General features: G+C 55.1%; 15 protein-coding genes. 10 read left to right on the top strand and 5 right to left on the bottom strand.

The features are described 5' to 3' along the window. Window position 1: 1 nt before the first annotated feature. Window positions 2–1,201 (bottom strand): enolase C-terminal domain-like protein, encoded by a 1,200-nt coding sequence (locus FHW71_RS05660; RefSeq protein WP_179450974.1) that lies wholly within the window; start codon window positions 1,199–1,201, stop codon window positions 2–4. Window positions 1,202–1,505: 304 nt separating this feature from the next. Here FHW71_RS05660 and FHW71_RS05655 point away from each other — a divergent pair, with 304 nt between their 5' ends. After that, window positions 1,506–2,897, top strand: coding sequence for a PTS transporter subunit EIIC (locus FHW71_RS05655; RefSeq protein WP_179450973.1), 1,392 nt, complete (start codon window positions 1,506–1,508; stop codon window positions 2,895–2,897). 95 nt (window positions 2,898–2,992) lie between these two features. On the opposite strand, the gene FHW71_RS05650 is transcribed toward FHW71_RS05655, so the two are convergent. Beyond that, window positions 2,993–4,009: a lipoate--protein ligase A gene (locus FHW71_RS05650; RefSeq protein ID WP_179450972.1), complete on the bottom strand. Its 1,017-nt coding sequence runs from the start codon at window positions 4,007–4,009 to the stop codon at window positions 2,993–2,995. Window positions 4,010–4,211: 202 nt separating this feature from the next. On the opposite strand from FHW71_RS05650, the gene FHW71_RS05645 reads away from it, so the two are divergent. The 3 genes from FHW71_RS05645 to FHW71_RS05635 all read left to right on the top strand — a co-directional run bounded on the left by FHW71_RS05645 (window position 4,212) and on the right by FHW71_RS05635 (window position 6,377). Beyond that, window positions 4,212–4,892, top strand: coding sequence for a type 1 glutamine amidotransferase domain-containing protein (locus tag FHW71_RS05645; RefSeq protein WP_179451778.1), 681 nt, complete (start codon window positions 4,212–4,214; stop codon window positions 4,890–4,892). Window positions 4,893–4,961: 69 nt separating this feature from the next. After that, on the top strand, window positions 4,962–5,717 hold the full coding sequence (locus tag FHW71_RS05640; protein WP_179450971.1) for an alpha/beta hydrolase: 756 nt from the start codon (window positions 4,962–4,964) through the stop codon (window positions 5,715–5,717). Window positions 5,718–5,771: 54 nt separating this feature from the next. Next, window positions 5,772–6,377 carry a TetR/AcrR family transcriptional regulator gene (locus FHW71_RS05635; protein WP_179450970.1) on the top strand — a complete coding sequence of 202 codons (606 nt, stop codon included), beginning with the start codon at window positions 5,772–5,774 and terminating at the stop codon, window positions 6,375–6,377. A 113-nt stretch (window positions 6,378–6,490) separates the two neighbouring features. Here the strand turns inward: FHW71_RS05635 and tkt are convergent, their stop codons facing one another. Together tkt and FHW71_RS05625 are read right to left on the bottom strand one after the other, a co-directional pair. Further along, complete coding sequence (gene tkt, locus FHW71_RS05630; protein WP_179450969.1) at window positions 6,491–8,482, bottom strand: transketolase; 1,992 nt, start codon at window positions 8,480–8,482, stop codon at window positions 6,491–6,493. A gap of 29 nt (window positions 8,483–8,511) precedes the next feature. Beyond that, complete coding sequence (locus FHW71_RS05625) at window positions 8,512–8,970, bottom strand: RpiB/LacA/LacB family sugar-phosphate isomerase (protein ID WP_008104031.1); 459 nt, start codon at window positions 8,968–8,970, stop codon at window positions 8,512–8,514. 446 nt (window positions 8,971–9,416) lie between these two features. Between FHW71_RS05625 and FHW71_RS05620 the strand changes: the two genes are divergently transcribed. The 6 genes from FHW71_RS05620 to FHW71_RS05595 all read left to right on the top strand — a co-directional run bounded on the left by FHW71_RS05620 (window position 9,417) and on the right by FHW71_RS05595 (window position 16,077). After that, entirely contained in the window at window positions 9,417–10,751 is a 1,335-nt protein-coding gene (locus FHW71_RS05620; protein ID WP_179450968.1) for an MFS transporter, read from the top strand. Window position 10,752: 1 nt separating this feature from the next. Further along, window positions 10,753–12,498, top strand: a complete 1,746-nt coding sequence (locus FHW71_RS05615; RefSeq protein WP_179450966.1) for a dihydroxyacetone kinase family protein — start codon at window positions 10,753–10,755, stop codon at window positions 12,496–12,498. Window positions 12,499–12,501: 3 nt separating this feature from the next. Next, complete coding sequence (locus FHW71_RS05610; RefSeq protein WP_179450964.1) at window positions 12,502–13,278, top strand: triose-phosphate isomerase family protein; 777 nt, start codon at window positions 12,502–12,504, stop codon at window positions 13,276–13,278. Further along, on the top strand, window positions 13,275–14,084 hold the full coding sequence (locus FHW71_RS05605; protein ID WP_179450962.1) for a TIM barrel protein: 810 nt from the start codon (window positions 13,275–13,277) through the stop codon (window positions 14,082–14,084). Before FHW71_RS05610 ends, FHW71_RS05605 begins: the two co-directional genes overlap by 4 nt. Before the next feature lie 4 nt (window positions 14,085–14,088). Continuing rightward, window positions 14,089–14,946 (top strand): phosphogluconate dehydrogenase C-terminal domain-containing protein, encoded by an 858-nt coding sequence (locus FHW71_RS05600; protein ID WP_179450960.1) that lies wholly within the window; start codon window positions 14,089–14,091, stop codon window positions 14,944–14,946. 156 nt (window positions 14,947–15,102) lie between these two features. Then, entirely contained in the window at window positions 15,103–16,077 is a 975-nt protein-coding gene (locus FHW71_RS05595; protein ID WP_008104043.1) for a sugar-binding transcriptional regulator, read from the top strand. On the opposite strand, the gene FHW71_RS05590 is transcribed toward FHW71_RS05595, so the two are convergent. Further along, window positions 16,078–16,659, bottom strand: a complete 582-nt coding sequence (locus FHW71_RS05590; protein WP_179450958.1) for a nuclear transport factor 2 family protein — start codon at window positions 16,657–16,659, stop codon at window positions 16,078–16,080. Between the last annotated feature and the right edge of the window lie 95 nt (window positions 16,660–16,754).

Genomic DNA, 16,754 nt, shown 5'->3' with positions numbered 1-16,754 from the left:
ATTATGGCGTGTGAATGGTGCCGTCCGGCAGGCGACTCTGCGTCCATTCATGCGGACGGTAAACCACCGGATGTTTTTCCGCTAACGCTTGATCAAAGCCGACGCCAATACCCGATGCTTGTGGTGGATAAATATAGCCATTTTTAATCTCCGGCGCGCCAGGGAAAACGGCATCCGTCAGCCTTGATCTCGGAATAAATTCCTGAATTGCTGCATTGTGCAGATGAATATTCAGGTGTGTATTGATTGCCACGCCAATCGGCGTCATATCGCCCGGTCCGTGCCATGCCAGTCGCACGCCAAATGCCTGACACAGCGCGGCCAGTTTTAACGCTGGCGTAATGCCACCAATCTGTGAGATGTGACAACGAATAAAGTCGATGCGACGATTAACAATTAACTCGTGCCATTCCGCTGGATTATTAAATAATTCGCCCAAGGCTAACGGCACCGCGCTTTGCTGACGCAGTTGCTCTAGCCAACCGGTTTGCGCGGGAGGAAGCACATCTTCAAGGAAATAGGGCATATACGGCTCAAGCAGCTTCACCAGTTGAATCGCCTGCTGCGGGAATAGGCGCTCATGCACGTCATGCAGAATTTCGAAACGATGTCCGTATTTCTCTCTTAACGCCCGGAACATCTCAACCGTATTTGCCATGTACTCTTGCTGCGAGTAATAAGCGCCTGAGGTGCTATTTTCCGGTGCGTTGAGTTCTTTGGGCGTTCCGCCGTAAAAACCCAGCTGACAGCGGATATGGCGATAGCCTTTCTCTAAGGCGTTATCGACCGAGGTATAAAGTTCGTCCAGTGTTTCACCGCTGGCATGGGTGTAAGCCGCAATTGCATCGCGCGCCTTGCCGCCCCACAGCTGATAAAGAGGCATATCGGCTAACTGCGCCTTAATATCCCACAACGCCATATCCACGCCTGAAATAGCATTGTTAGTCACCGGCCCGTTACGCCAATAAGCATTAACGTTCATCATCTGCCACAGGTCTTCAATATTGTTGGCATCGCGTCCCATTAATAGCGGCACCAGATACTCATCCACCATGGTTTTTACCGCTAAGGGACGCTGTTGAAAGGTGGCGCAGCCGTGACCGGTAATTCCTTTATTAGTGGTGACACGTACGGTAATAAGATTATGACGATCGGGGCGGGTAATAAAACACTCAATACTTTCAATAATGGTTGGGGTCACGAGAAATACTCCTGTGGTGCAGTGACTGCACGCAATATCAAGGCATGTTGATAAGCTACTTTTGCCGTATCATTACCGGGTTTTTATAGAGACGCAAACCCTTTTTTGGGCAATAAATATTGGTCAGTAAATCAGAGCGTTTATCGCCATAAAACAGACCAATTCGCCAGTTTAGGGCTTAATGAGTCTTATGCAGCGGCTTTTGTGATCGCAGTCATGATTTATTGGTTTGTTTTGTCCGGTGTCATTTATTACCATCCAGTGCAGATTTCATCAGGCTGTTTTTCTTCCCTCAGGAGCACGTATGGGAACGCAGGAAGTAATAAAAAATATAATCCACTTAGTGGGTGGGAAGAATAATATCAATAAAGTCTGGCATTGCATGACGCGTTTGCGCTTTGACCTTATTGATGACAATAAAGTTAACCAGAGCGAAATTAAAACCTTGCCCGGTGTGCTGGGCGCGCAAATGCAGAGCGAACAATTCCAGATTATTATCGGGCCCAAGGTGAATAGCTGGTATGAGCAAATCGTTCCGGTATTAAATAATGATGGCGTACAGCCTGCGCAAAATGAGAAAACACGTAAAAGCCTGATATCGCTGTTTATGGATACCGTCTCGGGCGTGTTTGGACCGATTGTTCCCGCGATTGCCGGCGCAGGGATGATCAAAGGATTGCTGGCTGGATTAGTGGCGTTGCAGCTGGTCTCGGCCAAAAGTGACACGGTGATGGTGATTGATTTAATTGCCAGCGGCGTGTTCTATTTCCTGCCGTTCTTTTTAGCGGTCTCCGCCGCCAAAATTTTCAAAACCAACGAGTATTTAGCCGCGGCCGTGGCGGCTTGTTTAATGTATCCCTCTTTGATTGATGCAGCAAAAGCGCTGGCGGCGCATCAGGAGGGCGCAGTGAGCGCGTTTTGGCTGATGGGCGTGCTGCCGGTTTCGGTATTTAATTATGCCTCCAGCGTTATCCCGGTCATCTTCTCTATCCTGGCGCTCAGCTATATCCATCGCTGGGTGGATCGCATTATGCCGGAAGTATTGAAAACCGTATTTACCCCAACCTTGACGCTGTTCCTCGCGGCATTGACCGCGCTAGTGGTGATTGGCCCGATGGGGATTTGGCTTGGCAAAGGTTTGGCGCTGTTTATTGAGGGCTTATTCAGTATCTCAGCGAGCTTTGCTGGCTTAATTGTCGGCGCCATTCGCCCGGTTGCCGTGCTAACCGGCATGCATCACGCGATGACACCGATTGCGCTACAGAACTTTAGCGATCGCGGTTATGACATGTTGATGCCGATGATGTTTATGGCAAATATGTCGATTGCCGGAGCAACGTTTGCTATCTGGAAATTGAGTAAAAATCGCCAGGACAAAGTGGTCACGCTTTCAGCCGCTATTTCAGCATTATTAGGCATCACGGAACCGGCGCTGTTTGGTGTATTAACGCGCTACAAAAAAGCCTTTATCGCGGCAACGGTTTCCAGTGCGTTGGCTTCAGCCTTTATCGGTTTCTTTGGCGTGCGTTTATACGGCTACATTCTTTCCAGTATATTCAGTCTGCCGGCCTATATTGGCCCGTACTTTATCTGGGCCGTTTCCGGCGTCGCCATTGCGCTTGTTTTGTCATTTAGTCTGACGTTGATTTTGGTGGGTAAGGAACCTGATTTAATTATTCAGGCAGAGAATAAGTAATAAATTGCCTATGCAACCAGGTGCGCATGAATGCGCACCCTACGAAAAGCCCGCCAAACAAATGTAGGGTCGCCATTCATGGCGACCAATATTACCTAGCTCACACTCGCCACCAGCCAGCTTTCCAGCTGGCTGAGTTCATTAAGCTGCTCCGGAAATTCCGTTTTCAACAGCGTTAATTGCGCCAACATGGTTTCAGGTCGATATACCGCGCCTTGCAGACGTAACGCCAGCGCTTCTAATGGCGAAGGGTTCAGGCTGTCGGTGAAAATCTGGCAGCGGGAAATCACGCCACGCTCCACATCTAAATGGATCTCTACGCCGCCCCAGACAAAGCGCTCATTAAGCAGATGCGAGAAATCCGGTGCGTTACCAAAATTCCATTCCCAGCTGCTTAGCCGCGCAAACTGCTCTTCAAAACCGGGCAAATCAGGCAGTGCGGCGGGGGAAATATGCTCCGGTTCGCACTCTTCCTGGTAGTAAGCGAAATAGGCGGCAATCACCTCACGGCAGATTGCGTCAAAGCTGATGCCCGGCACCAAATCGGCAATGTTGGCTACGCGTGAACGCACCGAGGTAATGCCTTTCGCCTGTAATTTTTTAATGTCTGGATTGAGGTAATCGGCGAGACGTGAAAGGTCGGCATCCATCAAAAATGTGCCGTGATGAAAACCGCGATCCGGCGTTTCACGATAGGCAGATCCGGAAATCTTGCGCACCTCGCCATCCACATTCACCACGATATCGTTGCGACCCGAGGCCTCAGCTGGAATGCCAAGCTGTTCCAGCGCGCGCAGGATAATCGCCGTTGACACCGATTTATCATATTCCGGTTTGCCGGCCATAAAGGTGAAGCAGCAGTTTCCCAAATCGTGAAACACCGCGCCACCGCCGCTGCTGCGTCGTGCCAGCTTGATACCGTCTTCCGCCATCCGCCGCGTATTGCACTCTTTCCACGGATTCTGGGCGTGCCCGATCACCACCGTTTCGGCGTTCTGCCAAAGAAACAGCACGCGCTGCGTTGTCGGCATCTGGCGGAAAATACACTCTTCTACTGCGAGGTTGAACCAGGGATCGTGTGAGTCAGAAATCAGCAAACGTAGGGTGGACATGATTTTTCGGTTCCGTGAGAAAGGGCAAATCGGGATAGAGTACGCTTAAGCTAATCGAAAGATAAGAAACAGCGGCGCATTTCATTTCAGTAAAAAAATGATTTAACCACTAGACGACTGGTCTATTAGCTGTTACTTTGAATTCAAGCGCTAGACGACTGGTCTAGTTTAGATGTTTAAATCCAGCAGCAGGAGATTGATGATGAAGATTCTTATGGTTTTAACCTCACACGACCAATTGGGTAACACCGGACGTAAAACCGGTTTCTGGCTGGAAGAGCTGGCCGCGCCTTACTACGCATTCAAAGATGCTGGCGCAGAAATCACGCTGGCGTCGCCAAAAGGGGGCAACCCGCCGTTAGATCCTAAAAGCAATGAGCCGGATTTCCAGACGGAGCAAACGCATCGTTTTGAAGCGGATGCCGCAGCAACCGCGCAACTCGCCGCCACCGTGCGTCTGGACAGCGTATCGCCAGCCGATTTCGACGCGGTGTTTTACCCAGGCGGTCACGGTCCGCTGTGGGATTTAGCAGAAGATCAGCACTCAATCGCGCTGATCGAAGGCTTCCTGGCCGCCAACAAGCACGTTGCGTTGGTGTGTCATGCGCCGGGCGTGCTGCGCCACGTCAAAACACCGGAAGGAAAACCGCTGGTAGCAGGCCGTAAAGTTACCGGCTTTACCAACAGCGAAGAGGAAGCGGTTGGTCTGACTCAGGTGGTGCCTTTCCTGGTGGAAGACGAGCTGATTGCGAAGGGCGGTCTGTATTCGAAAGGCGCGGACTGGAGTTCCTATGTGGTCAGCGATGGTTTGCTGATTACCGGACAAAACCCAACGTCTTCAGCAGAGACGGCGCAACAGTTGATCAAGCAACTGGCGCAATAAACGCATCGGGAGGCGAACCGCTGTCCGCCTCCCTTTTTATGCATCGTGAAAATTGTGGAGAGAAAAATCATGTTTAAAAAATCATTAACCACGTTAGCGTTAGGCGCAGTTCTGTCGGTGTATGCGCAGGCGTCACTGGCTGAGCCGGTGAAAAACATTGTGCTGGTTCACGGTGCGTTTGTGGATGGCTCGGGCTGGAATCCGGTGGCGCGCATTCTCGATAAAGCCGGTTATAAAGTGTCGATTGTGCAGGACCCGCAAACTTCGCTGGCTGATGATGCGGCAGCCACCCGACGCGTTCTGGCATTGCAGCAGGGCAAATCACTGCTGGTCGGACACAGTTATGGCGGCATGATTATCAGCGATGCGGGTAACGATCCGTCGGTTGCTGGCCTGGTGTACATTGCCGCGTTCCAGCCAGATCAAGGGGATTCGCTGTTGAGTCTGGCGAAAAAATATCCGCCCGCCGCGCAATCCATCGCTGAAACGCCCGACCATTATCTCTATTTGAAACCGGAAAAATTCCACGCTGATTTCGCCGCCGATTTGCCCGTTAAAGAGACCGATTTGCTGGCGCGTTCTCAGGTGATGCCTGCTGTCGCGGCCTTTGCTGCACCGGCCGGTGCGCCAGCGTGGAAAAACAAACCCAGCTGGGCGGTGGTAGCAACCGAAGATCGCGCGATCAATCCGCAACTGGAACGCTTTATGGCGCAACGTGCGCACAGCAGCGTGACGGAGTTAAAAGGAAATCATGCGATTTACGCCTCACAGCCTAAAGAGATTGCGGCGGTGATCGAGAAAGCGGCACGCAGCTTATCGCAGTAGTAAACGCATGCTCTGCATCTAGACGACTGGTCTAGTATTTGGTAATCTAACGCTATGACGACTACATCCCAATTGCATAGCAATGAAATCCGCGATCACATCCTTGCCACTGGCCAACGCATTATGGCCGGCAAGGGTTTTTCGGCTGTCGGATTAAATGAAATCCTCACCGATGCCGGTGTGCCCAAGGGCTCGTTCTATCACTACTTCAGCTCGAAAGAGGCTTTTGGGGTGGATATGCTGGCGCGCTACTTCGATGATTATCTGGCTGAGCTTGATGCGACGTTGAGTCAGCCGGGCCTGACGATGGCCCAGCGGCTGATGAATTACTGGCAGCTGTGGCGTGAATCGCAATCGTTCTCCGATTGTCAGGGCAAGTGTCTGGCGGTGAAGCTGGGCGCGGAAGTTGCCGATCTCTCGGATAGCATGCGCGGCACGCTACAGACCGGCACGGCCGGCATTATCGCGCGACTGGCGGATGCGTTAGAAGCGGGTGTTGAGGAAGGTTCGCTGTCTATCGATGATAAACCGAGCCGTGTGGCAGAAAGCCTGTATCAGCTGTGGGTGGGCGCCAGCGTGATGGTGAAAATCGTGCGCAATACCGGCCCGTTTGATTCTGCCATGAGCATGACGCAAAAGATCATTCGTATCACCGCGTAGTAAGAAGGGCGACTCAACAGAGCCGCCCTTTATTTTGTCGGGTTGGCATGAATGCGCACCCTACGAAAACCTCGCCAAACAACCGTAGGGTCGCCATTAATGGCGACCTGAAATCACAAAACCGATTTCGCCGTATTAACCACGTTCTCAACGGTGAAGCCAAACTCCTTGAACAGCTTATCCGCAGGCGCTGACTCACCGAAGGTGGTCATGCCGACGATCGCACCGTTCAGGCCGGTGTATTTGAACCAGTAATCCGCGATACCCGCTTCAATCGCCACGCGTGCGGCAACCGCTTTCGGCAGCACGGATTCACGGTACGCCGCGTCCTGCTTGTCGAAGGCGTCGGTGGATGGCATAGCCACCACGCGCACCTTGCGGCCTTCCGCCGTCAGCTGCTCATAAGCGCTCACCGCCAGCTCCACTTCTGAACCGGTAGCGATCAGGATCAGCTCTGGCGTACCTTCGCTGTCTTTCAGCACGTAACCACCGCGCGCCACGTTAGCCAGCTGCTCAGCGCTACGATCCTGCTGCGCCAGGTTCTGACGCGAGAAGATCAGCGCCGACGGGCCATCAACACGTTCGATTGCGTACTTCCACGCCACCGCTGACTCAACCTGGTCGCACGGGCGCCACAGGCTCATGTTAGGCGTCATGCGCAGGCTGGCCATCTGCTCAACCGGCTGGTGCGTCGGGCCATCTTCGCCCAGACCAATCGAGTCGTGGGTGTAAACCATGATCTGACGGATTTTCATCAGCGCGGCCATACGTGCGGCGTTGCGCGCGTACTCGACGAACATCAGGAAAGTGGCGGTGTACGGCAGGAAGCCGCCGTGCAGCGCCAGGCCGTTGGCGATGGCGGTCATACCGAACTCGCGCACGCCGTAATGAATGTAGTTGCCCGCCGCGTCTTCATTGATTGGCTTCGAGCCGGACCACATGGTGAGGTTGCTTGGTGCCAGATCAGCGGAGCCGCCCAGATATTCCGGCAGGATTTTACCGAAAGCTTCGATGGCGTTCTGCGAGGCTTTACGGCTGGCGATTTTCGCCGGATTGGCCTGCAGCTGCTCGATAAACTTCTGCGACTCAGTTGCCCAGTTAGCTGGCAGCTCGTTGTTGACGCGACGTTTGAACTCCGCAGCCAGTTCCGGATGTGCAGCGGCGTAGGCCGCAAACTTCTGGTCCCACGCGGACTCTTTCGCCTGGCCGGCTTCTTTGGCATCCCACTGCGCGTAGATGTCTGAAGGGATTTCAAACGGACCGTGGTTCCAGCCCAGCTGCTTGCGGGTCAGCGCGATTTCATCGGCACCCAGCGGCGCGCCGTGCGAATCGTGCGTACCGGCTTTGTTCGGCGAACCGAAGCCAATCACGGTTTTGCACATCAGCAGCGAAGGTTTGTCGGAAACCGCTTTGGCTTCTTCAACCGCTTTCTTAATTGCGTCTGCGTCGTGACCGTCCACGCCGCGCACCACGTGCCAGCCGTAGGCTTCAAAACGCTTGGCGGTGTCGTCAGTGAACCAGCCGTCAACGTGACCGTCGATGGAGATGCCGTTGTCATCGTAGAAGGCAACCAGTTTGCCCAGCTTCAGGGTACCGGCGATGGAGCAGACTTCGTGTGAGATGCCTTCCATCATGCAGCCGTCGCCCATAAACACGTAGGTGTTATGGTCTACGATGTCATGGCCCGGACGGTTGAACTGCGCCGCCAGCGTGCGCTCGGCAATGGCAAAACCGACTGCGTTCGCGATGCCCTGACCGAGCGGGCCGGTGGTGGTTTCAACGCCTGCGGTATAACCGTATTCCGGGTGCCCTGGCGTTTTAGAGTGCAGCTGGCGGAAATTTTTTAATTCGCTGAGCGGTAAATCGTAACCGCTCAGGTGGAGCAGGCTGTAAATCAGCATTGAGCCATGACCGTTCGACAGCACAAAGCGGTCGCGGTTAGCCCAGTTGGGATTGCGTGGATTGTGCTGCAAAAAGTCGAGCCACAAGACTTCAGCGATATCCGCCATGCCCATCGGGGCACCCGGATGTCCCGAATTGGCTTGTTGTACGCCATCCATACTCAAAGCGCGGATGGCGTTGGCTCTTTCCCGGCGTGTAGACATAAGGTTCTCCAGAGGTGCGACGTCGGCGCTTATTTAGCGTGAGATACTTGTTCGTAGTAACCAATCTTCTCAACTTTGGCGGTTGAGCCGCCACCTTCAAACTCCGATGCCAGCCAGGCATTCACGATGTTCTTCGCCAGCTCAGGCCCGATGACGCGCGCGCCCATGGTCATGATCTGTGCATTGTTGCTCTTGCGAGCACGCTCGGCAGAGAAGGTGTCGTGACACTGCGCTGCACGCACGCCTTCCACCTTGTTAGCGACAATCGCCACACCGATGCCGGTGCCGCACAGCAGAATACCGCGCTCAAATTCGTTCTTCTGGATGGCGGTGGCGAGCGCAAATGCCACATCCGGGTACATCGGACGGTCGTTTTGCGCGTCATTAGTGTAATCCGTCACCACATACTCTTTCTCTTCCAGCAGCTTTTTAATCACATTTTTCAATTCGATAGCCGCATCATCGGCGCCAATTGCGATAGTTTTCATCGTCGTTCTCCAGCAGGGTGTGCAATGACGCCTGCACGTTTGTTCAGCAGGCGAGAATATGTTCATGGTTAGCCTGCCATAAATACAATCATATGTTCAATGGCTGTTCATATGAATTGCCTTCAGGATCGCGCCTGAATTCCTCAGGAAACCCTGTCAAACCGCCTTTGCTGCGCTGGATGGGCGCAGTAATCCGATAAATTGACCAAAATCAAATCTCATGAAGCCGCTCACACTTTCACGTGTTGCAGTTGAGAGATGCACAATTATCCGTGTAGTGTTCATATGTTCGCATGACTATACCAATGTACAAGAAGACCCATCGAGGACTCGAACATGTGTCATTTACACCGTACCTCTCAGTACTCCTGCAGCCAGCGCCTCTTTGGCGATTGGTCAACACCACATAAAGAAATGATCACTCACGCACGTCGTGGAGGTGCGTTATGAACCAACAAACAATGACGGCGGTGGAACAATCCACCATCCGAAAAATCTCCTGGCGCTTAGTGCCGTTCGTGGCGCTGATGTTCTTTATCAACTTCCTCGATCGCACCGCGATTTCGTTTGCCGGCCCCAACGGCATGACGCAAGACCTTGGCCTCACCGCGCTGCAGTTTGGCCTGGCGTCGGGCATCTTCTTTATTGGTTACATCCTGCTGGAAGTGCCAAGCAACCTGGCGCTGCATAAGTTCGGCGCGCGTCGCTGGCTGGCGCGCATCATGATCAGCTGGGGCATTGTCTCGCTGCTGTTCACCTGGGTGAGCAGTGTGGAAGGCTTGTATACGCTCCGTCTGTTGCTGGGTATCGCTGAAGCCGGCTTCTTCCCTGGCGCGATTCTCTATCTCAGCATGTGGGTGCCGGGACGTCATCGCAGCAAAATCCTGTCGCTGTTCTATCTTGCGCAGCCGCTGACGGTGGTGTTCGGTGCACCTTTAGCCGCGTCACTGATTCAGCAGCATGGCCTGTTTGGTATGGAAGGCTGGCGCGTGATGTTTATGGGCGTCTCAATTCCCGCGATTCTGATTGGTATCGTCGCACTGTTCTGGTTGGTGGATTCGCCGCGTCAAGCCAAGTGGCTGAGCGCCGAAGAGAAAACCTGGCTGACCACCGAACTGGAAGCCGAGCATCAACAGAAGCAGGGCCATCAAAAACATAGCCTGCGTTCGGTGATGGGTAACGGCCGCGTCTGGATGCTATGCCTGATTTACTTCGGCTTTATCTATGGCCTGTATGCGCTGGCGTTCTTCCTGCCGACCATCATCGCGGGCTTCCAGCAGCAGTTTGGCACCACCTTTAACGTGATGCAGAAAGGGCTGATTACCGGCGTGCCGTACCTGATCGCGGCGGTGGTGATGTTCTTCTGGTCGAAAGATGCCACACGTCGTGGCTGCAAAACCTGGCACATCGCCATTCCGGCGCTGGCAGGCGGCATCAGCGTGCCGTTGGCGCTATATATGGATTCGCCGTTCACCACCATCATGGTGATTGCGATTACTGCCAGCTCCATCTTCGCCGCGCTGCCGAACTTCTGGACCTTACCGACGCAATTCCTGACCGGCGCATCTGCCGCCGCAGCCATTGCCTTGATCAACACCTTAGGAAATGTAGCGGGCTTCTCTGCGGGCTACATCACCGGCGCACTGCATGACGCCACCAACAGCTACGCCTTGCCGATGTTTGTGGTAGGTGGATTCATGCTGCTGTCCGCGTTCCTCATGCTGTTACTTAATCGCCGTCGCTCGCCGTCTCAGCCGACCTCTTTAGCTCAGGAGCATTAATATGACGTACCTGTTTAACCAACCTTCAGCCTTTGCCGCTGAGCTTATCGAAGGCTTTGTTGCCGCCAACGCCGATAAAGTCCGTCAGGTCGCCGGAGGCGTGGTGCGCAGCACCCGCAGCCAGCCGAATACGGTGGCGGTGATTGTGGGCGGCGGGTCCGGTCACTATCCGGCGTTCGCCGGGTTGGTTGGACAAGGTCTGGCGCACGGCGCGGCGATGGGCAACTTATTCGCGTCGCCGTCGGCACAGCAGATCTACAACGTGGCGCGAGCGGCCCATAACGGCGCGGGCGTATTGCTGATGTTCGGTAACTACGCTGGCGATGTGCTGCACTTCGGCCAGGCCTGCGAGCGTCTGCGCGCGGAAGGCATCGCTTGTAAAGTGCTGGCGGTAACCGACGATATCTCCAGCGCGGGTAAAGATGAGCTGGAGAAGCGTCGCGGTGTGGCAGGCGATCTCTGCGTGTTCAAAGCCGCCTGCGCCGCAGCTGAAGCGGGTCACGATTTATCACAGGTGTTGCAGCTGGCACAGCACGCGAATAACCGCACGCGTACATTTGGCGTGGCGTTTTCCGGTTGCAGCTTGCCGGGTGCTTCACATCCGCTGTTTGAAGTGGAAAAAGGGCGCATGGCGCTGGGACTTGGCATTCACGGCGAGCCGGGGATCAAAGAGACCGACATGCCGAGTGCGGATGAGCTGGCCGAGATCTTCGTGGAGCGCTTGCTCAATGAACTGCCAGCCGACATCCCGCAGGCTGAAGGTCAGCGCGTGGCGGTGATCCTCAACGGGCTGGGCTCGGTGAAATATGAAGAGCTGTTTGTCGTTTATCGTCGCGTTGCGCAACTGCTGGAGGCGGCTAAGCTGCAGGTGGTTGAGCCGGACGTCGGTGAGTTTGTCACCAGCTTCAATATGGCTGGTGCGTCACTGACGCTGATGTGGCTGGACGATCAGCTGGAAACTTTGTGGCGTGCGCCGACCAATACGCCCGCTTACCGTAAAGGCAGCGTATTGGTGGCCGAGCCGTTAAGCGCCGCAGAGTTGGTGGAAAGCACGGAAGAAGCCTTGCCAGCAGCTACAGCCGAATCGCAAGAGAGCGCGAAACGCGTGCTGCAGCTGCTCGAAGCAGTGGCAGAAATGTTACAGCGTAACGCTGAGCGTCTTGGCGATATCGATGCGGTGGCCGGCGACGGCGATCACGGTATCGGCATGGAGCGCGGCGTGCTGGGCGCGGTTGAGAAGGCGCGTGAAGTTGCGGCGCGCGGTGCCGGTGCGGGCAGCTTGCTGTGCCGCGCGGCGGATGCGTGGGCCGATAAAGCCGGTGGCACGTCGGGCGCATTGTGGGGCGTGGCGCTTACCGCGTTGGGTACCGCGCTTGGCGATCGTCAGACGCCAGATGCGCAGCGCGTGGCAACCGGCGTACGTGAAGCGAAAGAAGGCATCATGCACTTTGGTAAAGCGCGCGTCGGCGATAAAACCATGGTGGATGTGCTGGTGCCGTTTAGCGACAGCCTGAACGACGCCGTTGCCGCTGGCGCGTCACTAACTGATGCCTGGCTGAAGGCGGCGCAGGTGGCCGATAAAGCCGCGCAGGACACCGCCCAGCTGGTACCCAAAATGGGGCGCGCGCGTCCGCTGGCAGAAAAAAGTGTTGGCACGCCGGATGCCGGAGCGATTTCGCTGGCATTGATCGTCAATACCGTCGGCGATCTGCTAAAAGAACACAGTGCCTCTGAACAAGGAGCTTGAAGCATGTCTCAGCCAAAAATCTGGCTCGGCGTCAGTTTGAAAATGTACTTCGGCTACCAGCAAACCTTGCAATGGTGTCGCGATGTGGCGGCATTAGCCAACCATGCTGCGGTGAAAAACGGCGAAGTGGGCTTGTTTGTGTTACCGGCTTATCCGGCGATTCCGGCGGTTGCAGAGATCTTCGCTAACACACCAGTGCGCTTCGGCGGCCAGGATGTTTGCCAGGCGGAGAACGGCGCCTGGACTGGCGAAGTCAGCGCCAGCATGTTGCAGGAGTTGGGCTGCTCGCTGGCCGAAATTGGTCACGCTGAGCGCCGTCGTCATTTCCACGAAGATAAAGTGCAAATTGCCGCCAAAGTGGCAATGTCGCTGCGTCACGGCATCACGCCGGTGCTGTGCATCGGTGAAGAAGTGCAGGCAGAACCGCAGCAGGCGATCGCACTGTGCCAGCAGCAGCTGGCCGAAGCGCTGGCCGAGTCGGCGCAGCAGGGCTTAAAGGGCGAAGTGTTCTTTGCCTACGAACCGCAGTGGGCGATTGGTGCGCCGCAACCGGCACCGGACAGCTACATCCGCGCCGTGTGCGCCGGGTTGCAGCAACTCGCTACGCCGCCCGGCATCACTCTCAAAATCATCTACGGCGGCAGCGCGGGTCCGGGACTGATTCAGCGGCTTGGCGCGGACATGAATGGCCTGTTCCTGGGGCGCTTTGCCCACGATCCCAACGCGTTGGCACAAATAATTGATGAAGCCAGTGAGCTGGCTCAGGAGCTCGATTCATGAGCCGTATCGGACTCAGTACCTACGCCTTTTTCTGGCGCATGTCGTCGAAAGTACCTCATCCGCTGACGCTGGAGCAGATGCTGCAACAGACCGCCGATCTCGATGTGTCGGTGTTTCAAATCTGCGACTACCCGGCGATTGAAAGCTGGTCTGACGCACAGCTGTTGACGCTGCGTCAGCAGGCCGATGCGCTCGGCATCACGCTGGAACTCGGCACGCGCGGCCTTGGCACAGAGCATCTGCGTCGTTATCTGCATATGGCGGAAATCCTCGATGCGCGCGTAATACGCTCGATGTTCTACACCGCCGATCACCGTCCTTCGCTCGACGAAGCTGCCGCGCTGATTGGCGCGGTGTTGCCAGATTTTGCCCGCCAGCAGGTGCGTCTCTGTCTGGAGACATACGAGCAGGTGAACAGCGGCGCGATGATGTCGGTGATCAACAAGTTCCTGTCGCCGTGGCTCGGCGTGTGTCTCGATCCCGCCAACTGTGTCGCCGGACTCGAATTGCCAGAGCAGGTGATTGCCAACACCGCCGCGCGCGTCGGCAATCTGCACATCAAAGACTTTGCTTTCACGCGTCGTGATGGCTGGGTCGGCTTTACCTTTGCCGGTTGCCCAATGGGCGAAGGCTTGCTGGATTACGACCGGATGATCGCCAGCGTGCGCCCGGCGGATAAAGGCATTAACCAAATCGTCGAACATTGGTTGCCGTGGCAGGACGATGCCGCGCTGACCTGCGAGCGAGAAGCCGAATGGACTCGCCGCACCGTTGAATTCTTACGTAGTAAACAAGATCAGGAGTAACAACATGAGCGTGCAACTGAAAACCATCACCGTGATTGGCGCGGGCGGCAAAATGGGTATGCGTATTTCTGCCAACTTCCAGAAAAGCGATTACCAGGTGTTTTACTGTGAGAACTCACCTAAGGCGCAAGAGCAGGTAAGCGCACAGGGGCGTGAACTCTCTGATGCGGCCTCCGTGGTGCCATTGAGCGACGTGGTGATTCTGGCGGTGCCGGACATCGTGCTGGGCAAAGTCTCTGAAGGCGTGGTGCCACAGATGAAAGCGGGCGCAATTCTGCTGACGCTGGACCCCGCAGCGGCCTACGCCAATCTGATTGCCCATCGTGATGGCATTGAATACGCGGTGGCGCATCCTTGCCATCCGTCGGTATTCCTTGAGCGTTACACCAAAGAAGAACATGCCGATGCCTTCGGCGGGATCGCGGCGATTCAGCACGTGGCGGCTTCGTATGAAACCGGTTCGGATGAGCAGAAAGCCGAGCTGAGCAAAGTGATCAGCGTGATGTACGGCCCGGTGGAGCAAGTGCATTGGGTTACCGTGACGCAGCTGGCGTATCTGGAACCCACGCTGGTGGAAACCGTGGCCTGCATGGTCGGCGCGTTCATGAAAGAAGCGCTGGATGAAACTGTGAAACACAGCGGCGTGCCGGAAGAGGCAGCCAAAGCGATGTTATACGGCCACATTCAGATCGCGCTGGCCGTGGCGTTCCGCGCCACCAACCCGTTCTCGGATGCCTGCATGATCGCCATGGAGTACGGTCGTGAGAAGATTGTGAAACCGGACTGGAAACAGATCTTCGATCAGAAAGAGCTGGATATCGTGATTGCCCGTATGCTGAAAATCGACGCCATCAAGCGCTAAGCGTGATGCTCGATCGACTCGCGGCGCTGTTGTCTGGCGAAGCGAGTCGTATCAATGATATAACTCCTTCCCAAAATCCCTGGTCGCCATAAATGGCGACCCTACAACGATCCGCTTGCGCCCGTGCGCACGATTCCAACAAAAGACAGGTTACGGATGGAAAAAAACACGCTTTCTCAGGACTCCGAGCTGCTGACGGAAATAGCTGTCGCCTATTATCAGGACGAAATCACCCAGGAGGAGATTGCGCGTAAGTTTGGTATTTCCCGCATTAAAGTCGGTCGACTGCTCAAACGCGCGCGCGAAGAAGGCATCGTCGAAATCAACGTGCGTTACCATCCCGTCTTCAGTACCCGCCTTGAACAACAGCTGCAAAATCGCTTCCCACAACTGCAACGTGCGCTAATAGCGCTCGATCAGCCCGATCAGGAAGAGCAGCGACGTCAGGTTGCCGCGCTGGTGTCGTCACATTTAGCGCAGTCGCTGAAAGACGACGCCATTGTCGCCGTTGGGCAAGGGCGCAACGTTGCCGCTGTCGCCGATTATCCCGGCCAGGTACCGACGCGTAACTGCCTGTTCATTAGCGGCATTGGCGGCACGCATCGTCCAGGCGATGCCATCAATGCTGACCATATCAGCCGTCGTCTGGCGAAGAAGTTTGGTGGCATCAGCGAAACGCTGTATGCGCCCGCCTATGTTGAAAACCGCGCGCTGCGCGATGCCTTTATGCAAAACGGCACCATCAAAGAGACACTGGACCGCGCGCGCAAAGCAGATGTGGCGCTGGTGGGCATCGGTGACATGAATGAAAACAGCTACATGGTGAAACTCGGCTGGTTCACGCCGCACGAAATCATCGACGCCAGCGTTAATCAGGGCGTGACGGGCGATGTCGCCGGCTATGACTTCTTTAATTCACAAGGCCAACACGTAGATACCGTGATGAACGATCGCGTGATTGGACTGAGCATCGATGAGCTGCGCAAAATTCCCTGCGTGATCGCCATTGCCGCCGAAAATACCAAAGCGATGGCGATCCTCGGTGCACTGCGCACTGGCGCGATCGATATCATTGCCACCACCGCGCAGAACATCCGCACCATTTTGAGTTTGTCGCAGGAAAAGGTTTAGTTAGACGGCCAACCACTGCTGAGCATCGCGTTTGATGTTTTGCTCCAGTTCACTGCCGCGCGTAGCAAAAACCCGCTGTAACGGGAAGCCGCTCTGCTCCAGCAAATACGCCAGCGTGGCGTATTCACGCGGATATTTCGCTACCACGGCGGGGTCTATTTCCACCAAACCCAGCGGGAAGGTAAAGGTCCCCATATCGTAAATACTTTGGCGACGCACCAGTCGCCACACGCCGTCGCGTTTTTCAGCCATGTCATAAAAGCGGTTATGGCATTCACAGCCGACATTCAGTTTCACATTCTCCGCAATGATCATCGCATTGGTTTCAAGAATCGCTTTGTTGCCACTGGCGTTGAAGGTGATCGCTGGAGTCGCAATGAAGTGTTTGGTGCGAAGATCGGATTTACCCATGCGCATTGAACCCGTGACAAAGTCACTCGCCAGCCCTTCAAACCAGGTAATTTCAATCGTGCCATCGGCGTGGAACAGATCGCGTAATTGATCCCATTCACCCAAATCGCGGTGCATCCAGCCATTCATAAGGTCATTGAGTTGTTGGCGATCCTGTAATTGGTTTTGCATGTTATTGCTCCTGTAAGTTGACGGCGTTCAGTTTGTGCGCTGATTACGCTAAACTCAAATAGATAGAAATTACGGATCAATCATTTTTAGTGATT

This window comes from Enterobacter sp. Sphag1F (assembly GCF_014193275.1).
GTDB lineage: Bacteria > Pseudomonadota > Gammaproteobacteria > Enterobacterales > Enterobacteriaceae > Pantoea > Pantoea symbiotica.
This window is presented reverse-complemented; position numbering and strand designations above follow the sequence as displayed.